This window comes from Streptomyces sp. CO7 (assembly GCF_053474865.1).
On record NZ_JBRIOU010000003.1, the window covers coordinates 175,741 to 180,295 of the forward strand.

7 protein-coding genes are annotated in these 4,555 nt (G+C 73.3%); all 7 read right to left on the bottom strand.

Annotation, left to right across the window (positions count from 1 at the left end; all coding sequences use genetic code 11):
- Positions 1 to 146 precede the first annotated feature (146 nt).
- Positions 147 to 701, bottom strand: coding sequence for an NUDIX domain-containing protein (locus ACOV8S_RS10685; protein ID WP_448317553.1), 555 nt, complete (start codon positions 699 to 701; stop codon positions 147 to 149).
- 431 nt (positions 702 to 1,132) lie between these two features.
- Positions 1,133 to 1,690, bottom strand: coding sequence for a hypothetical protein (locus tag ACOV8S_RS10690; RefSeq protein WP_448317554.1), 558 nt, complete (start codon positions 1,688 to 1,690; stop codon positions 1,133 to 1,135).
- Between the two features lie 80 nt (positions 1,691 to 1,770).
- Positions 1,771 to 2,382 carry a uridine kinase family protein gene (locus ACOV8S_RS10695; RefSeq protein ID WP_448317555.1) on the bottom strand — a complete coding sequence of 204 codons (612 nt, stop codon included), beginning with the start codon at positions 2,380 to 2,382 and terminating at the stop codon, positions 1,771 to 1,773.
- Positions 2,383 to 2,423: 41 nt separating this feature from the next.
- On the bottom strand, positions 2,424 to 2,936 hold the full coding sequence (locus ACOV8S_RS10700; RefSeq protein WP_448317556.1) for a pyridoxamine 5'-phosphate oxidase family protein: 513 nt from the start codon (positions 2,934 to 2,936) through the stop codon (positions 2,424 to 2,426).
- An 82-nt stretch (positions 2,937 to 3,018) separates the two neighbouring features.
- Positions 3,019 to 3,300, bottom strand: a complete 282-nt coding sequence (locus ACOV8S_RS10705) for a helix-turn-helix domain-containing protein (protein ID WP_448317557.1) — start codon at positions 3,298 to 3,300, stop codon at positions 3,019 to 3,021.
- Positions 3,300 to 3,812 carry a DUF2975 domain-containing protein gene (locus ACOV8S_RS10710; protein ID WP_448317904.1) on the bottom strand — a complete coding sequence of 171 codons (513 nt, stop codon included), beginning with the start codon at positions 3,810 to 3,812 and terminating at the stop codon, positions 3,300 to 3,302. Before ACOV8S_RS10710 ends, ACOV8S_RS10705 begins: the two co-directional genes overlap by 1 nt.
- A 115-nt stretch (positions 3,813 to 3,927) precedes the next feature.
- Complete coding sequence (locus ACOV8S_RS10715; protein WP_448317905.1) at positions 3,928 to 4,374, bottom strand: VOC family protein; 447 nt, start codon at positions 4,372 to 4,374, stop codon at positions 3,928 to 3,930.
- Positions 4,375 to 4,555 lie beyond the last annotated feature (181 nt).

The window sequence follows — 4,555 nt, forward strand, 5'->3', positions numbered from 1 at the left end:
GAACAGGGCTGCGGGGGAGGGCGCGTTGAGGCTGCGGGCCGTTTCGGTCATGGGTTCAGACAACCAGCGGGGCGGGCTGGGGTCTGGCGGAAATCCGACACGGACGGCAGCCGGAGGGGAGTTCGGGTCACGGCCTCGCGGTCCCCTCAGCGGTGGGCGTCCCGGTGGGCGTCCCGGTCGGCGGCCAGCCGCGCCGCGTGGCGGCGGATGCGGGGGAGGTCGTCGGGGAAGCAACTGTCCCACGGCTCGTCCAGCCGCCACCAGGCCGCGGGCTGCCCCGGCTCCGGGGTGAGAGGAGTGGTGACGTCGGCGAACGCGGCGTACGACAGGCCGAGCGTGACCGAGTGGTTCGGGGCGTACGAGCGGACCGCCACCGCCGACGACTCGGGCAGCGGCTCCACCCGCAGGCCCGTCTCCTCGAACACCTCCCGGACCGCCCCCTCGCGCGGGGTCTCGCCCGGCTCGACCGCCCCGCCGGGCGGGACCCAGCCGCGGCGGGGGTGCTCGATCAGCAGGACCTGGGCCAGCGCCTCGTCGAACACCCACACCTCGGCGCCAAGGGGCGCCATCGTGGCGGGTGTTCGCGCGGCGGCGGCCAGCCACGAGCGGGCGTCGTCGTACTCGTCCAGCGCCCGTCCCGCGTCCAGGACCGCCGCCTCGACGGCCCGTTCCCCGACCACGCCCCGCTTCGTCGCGTCCATCCCGCCACGCTAGGGGGCGGCACCGACAGCGCCTCCCGGCAGCGGACGGTGGGCGAAGTCTGCCCGGTCACGGCACTGACTCGGGCTGCGCACGGCGCTGCGGGTGCTGCTTGTGGTGAGCGTCGCGCAGGTGGGCCTCGTCCTGGCCACCGAGGGAGATCTGCGTGCCCCGCGCCGCCGAGGCCGGCCGGTACCGCCCTCGACCTCGACGTGCGCACCCCGGTCGAGATCTCCCGGGACCGGTACTTCGAGCTTCTGGACGGACGTCGGCGTCTCGCGCTCGGCCCGGCCGGGCCCATGCTGCTGACCGGCGCCTGCGCGGCGCTGACGGCGGGGGAGGTCCGCCGCGCGGACCGGTCCGCCGGTCTCGGCCGTGCAGGTCGACCGGGCCGATGAAGAGCACCCGGCCGGACGTCGCCGCGGGCGGACCTCTACCGAGGTGTGGCCTTGGCGGATGCGATCGCGGCGTGGGCGCACTCCCGGTCGATGGCGGTGACGGTCATGCCGGTGAAGCCGCGTTCCTCCTCCGCCGATGCGCCGGGAGTGGCCGCCGCCATCTGGTCCGCCGTGAGGGAGCCCGTCATCACGTCGAGTGTCCATTCCTCCCGCTCCAGGGAGAAGAGCGATCCGTAGGTCTTGGAGAAGCCGCCCGTCCTGCGCCAGCCACTCTTCTCCAGCGCGGCGACGACCGTCCTGACGGACTTCTCGTCCGGATCGTCCGGTGTGCGCACGTGGCCGCTCACCACGCAGGAGGCCGTGATGTCCGACTTCGGAAGGTCTACGAAACGGGGCTGCCCGAAGCCCCCGGCGTCGACGGCCGCACGTACCTCTCGCTCGGCCGAGGTACGCGTCACCGGCGCGGCCTCCTCGGCGGCCGGCGTCGCCTTCCCGGCCTCGCCGCTCGGCTTCGTCCGGGCCTCGCCCCCGTCGGTGCCGCCGCACGCGGCCAGCACCGGTACCGCGACGCACGCCGCCAGAAATCTCCCCACCCCGCGCAATGTCCTGCGCTCCTTCCACGTCGAGCCGAGTCGTCGGCGGAGTGTGGCACAGGCGGGGTGCGGCCGGAAGATCATTCTCCGGAGACCGTGAGGGTGCACCGGCTCCGGGGCAGCGTCGTCGCGATGTAGTGGTCCTCGGCCGCGCGCCAGCGGGTGATCCACTCCTCCGGGTTCTCGGCGCGGTCCCGGACGCGGCGCAGGCAGGTGTCGCGGGGGGTGTCGACGTAGACGGTGAGGTCGTACAGGCCGGACAGCTCAGGGCGGGCGGAGTAGACGCCCTCGACGATCACGACCTCGGTGCCGGTGCCGGTCTCGTGCCAAGGGCCGAGCCGTCCGGTGGCCCAGTCGTACGGCCGGTGGCGGGCGGGGCGGCCGGCCCGCAGGGGCAGCAGCACCTCGTCGCGGAGCCGCTGCCAGTCGAAGTAGCGGTGGTAGCCCTGTTCGGGGTCGAGGCGTGCGCGTTCCTCGTCGGGCAGGGGGCGGTAGAAGTCGTCGACGTGGACGACGGCACAGTCCCGCAGGCTCTCTGCCAGAGAGGCGGCCAGGGTGGTCTTGCCGGAGCCGCCGGGACCGTCGACGGCGACGAGCACGGGGCGGCCGCCGTCGGGGGTGGGCAGGGCGGCGATCACCGTCACGACAGAGAGGATCCGCTCCGACGGCGGCTGCTGCGCGGTGGCATCCATGGCGCAGACGGTACGTCCGTTCCGCTGCGGCCCGGCTGCTCTCAGGCGAAGCGCCAGCGGGTCTGGCTGAAGGGGCGGCCCTTGCCGAAGCCGAAGACGGTGCGGGGGGCGACGGCGAAGACGAGGGCCGCGCCAGGGCCGTGGTGGAAGTGACCGTCGCGGACCTCGAAGCGCCAGAAGTCGCCGTACTTGTCCTTCCACCGGGCCGCCAGGTCACGCAGCCGGGCGTCGTCCGTGACGCGGGCGGCCTCGCCCTCGACGACCAGGTCGTAGCCGGTGTCCCACAGGTTGGTGCCGGTGGTCAGCGTGACGTGCGGGTTGGCGGCGAGGTTGCGGGCCTTGCGTTCGTCCGGGCCTGTGCAGAAGTGGAGGGCGCCGTCCGCCCAGACGGCCGGCAGCGGGGTGACGTGCGGGCGGCCGTCGGGGCGGACGGTGGAGATCCAGAACAGTTCCGCCGCGGCCAGCAGGCGTTCCGCCTCCGGCCACTGGGGTGGGATCGCGTCCGGGTCGCTGTAGCGGGGGTCGAGGTGGGATTCGACGGGTTCGGCGGGCATCGCGTCCTCCAGCTGAGGGCCCGGGCGGGAGCGGTCCCACCCGTGTTCCCCGTTTCCCGCCGAACCAGCCGTGCGGCCCGCGCTACGTCCGGTTCGCGGCGGCGGGGGAGGCGGACCCGGCCGCGTCGGGGCCCTCGAGGGCCTCGGCCTCGTCGAGTTCACCGGGCTCCCAGCGCAGCAGGTCACCCGGCTGGCAGTCGAGGACCTCGCACAGGGCGGCCAGGGTGGTGAAGCGGACCGCCTTGGCGCGGCCGTTCTTGAGGACGGCCAGGTTGGCGGGGGTGATTCCCACCCGCTCGGCCAGCTCGCCCACGGACATCTTGCGGCGGGCCAGCATCACGTCGATGTCGACGGCGATCGGCATCAGATCACCTCGTCCAGCTCGGCCCGCATCCGCGACGCCTCGACGTCACGGTCCACCGCCTGCGCGAGCAGCGTCCGCAGGACCAGAACGACGAGCGCGACGCCGAACACGGCCAGGCCCACGCCGCCGACGATCAGCACCACCCCCGGCGCCACCTGGTCCTCCTCCGGCGCGCCCGGGTTCAGCGAGGCCAGCAGCACGCCGAACACCCAGATCAGCACCGCCGCCGAGGCGAACGCCCCGGTGATGACGTCGACGAAGCGGAACGCCGCGTGCGAGAACACCGTCCCGCTCCGCGCCATCGTCACCAGCCTCCAGACGCAGACCAGCACCACCTGGGCCGCGACGACCCCCAGGAACACGAGCGTCACGAACGGCAGCGGGGCGACGTCCCCCGCCTCGTCCCTGGTGTCGAAATAGATCAGCGGCAGCAGCACCGCCTGGACGAACAGCGACCCCGTGAGCAACGCCGCGATGACGGCCCGCAGAGCGAGCACGGCCAGTTTGCCCATCGCCCCTCCCTCTTCCCTCATACAGTCAATCGAAGAACGATGGGAAGTTATCGAAAAACGATAGGTAAGGCAAGTGGGAGCCGGGTGTCGGCTGGGCGGTGAGGCCGGCCGGGGGCTAGTCGCGCCGCTTCGCCGCCTGGTCGGAGAGGAGCTGGTGCAGCGGTTCCGTGGCCCGGTGGCGGAACTCCTGGACCGCCCAGCCGTTGCCGTCCGGGTCGCTGAAGTACATGAACGTGGCGCCGTCCTGGCCCTCGACGAAGGAGACCGGTTCGCTGACCTCCAGGCCGCGGGCGGTGAGCTCCTCGTAGGCGCGGTGGATGTCGGGCACGCAGAGCTGCAGGCCGTGATAGGTGCCGGGGCGAGGGGTGCCGGTGGGGATCTCCAGGCCCTCGGCGAGGGCGATGGAGCAGCCGGAGCCGGGTGGGGTGAGCTGGACGATGCGGAGGCCGGGGGCGACCTCGCCGTCGAGGTCCACGTGGAAGCCGACCTTCTCCGCGTAGAACTCCTTGGCGCGGTCCACGTCCGAGACGGGGATCGGGACCACCTCGAGGGTCATCTCCATGTTGGTCATGGGTTCCACCGAAGCGGACGGGGGGTTCGGTCGCCAGTGGAGTGCGCCCGGGTGGGGGCCGGGGGGTCGCGTTACCCCGCCACCGCCGCGTGCGGTGCCTGGGGCCCGGGCCCGGTCGCGTGACAGCCACGTTCCTGCGTACGGCTGTCCGCCGGGACGGTGGGCCCCTGCC